This window comes from Colwellia sp. BRX10-1 (assembly GCF_014077545.1).
Taxonomy (GTDB): domain Bacteria; phylum Pseudomonadota; class Gammaproteobacteria; order Enterobacterales; family Alteromonadaceae; genus Colwellia_A.
This window is the reverse complement of the sequence record NZ_JACGWC010000106.1, coordinates 1-431: the sequence shown is the minus strand read 5'-3', so window position 1 is coordinate 431 and position 431 is coordinate 1. Positions and strand designations below refer to the sequence as shown.

At 36.9% G+C, this 431-nt stretch carries 1 protein-coding gene; it reads right to left on the bottom strand.

All coding sequences use genetic code 11. The features are described 5' to 3' along the window. The coding region (locus H4J75_RS19740) for an Ig-like domain-containing protein (protein WP_182223073.1) at positions 1 to 356 on the bottom strand (356 nt) is incomplete at its 3' end. Between the last annotated feature and the right edge of the window lie 75 nt (positions 357 to 431).

Here is a 431-nt window from a genome sequence, read left to right as displayed (position 1 = left end):
GTATAAGTAATTACAGGAACAGCACCATTGAAATTGTCATTTGGTGTAAAAGTGTAACTACCATCGGCATTTAAAGTGAGTTCACCTTCAGCGAGAGTAACGGTATCACCAGCATTATACGTATTCCCATCAACAGTAAAACTCGTTACAGTTAATGGTCCGTCTGCAGTTGCTGCATTATCTAAAACGTTACCAGAGACTGGGGTATCTTCAGCTGTTGTAACAGATTCATTGTCATCAGTAAGATCTGATACAGGTGTTACTGAAATCGTTAAGGTAGAACTTTCCGTATCACCGGCACCATATTGGGCTTTGTCTAGTTCGTAGGTTGTTGAGTAGGTAAAAGGCTGTGACATAAAGATAAAAAACTCAGGTAAAATAATAATGTTATTTTACCTGAGTTTTTAATAAATGATGAAGTAAATAGTGAT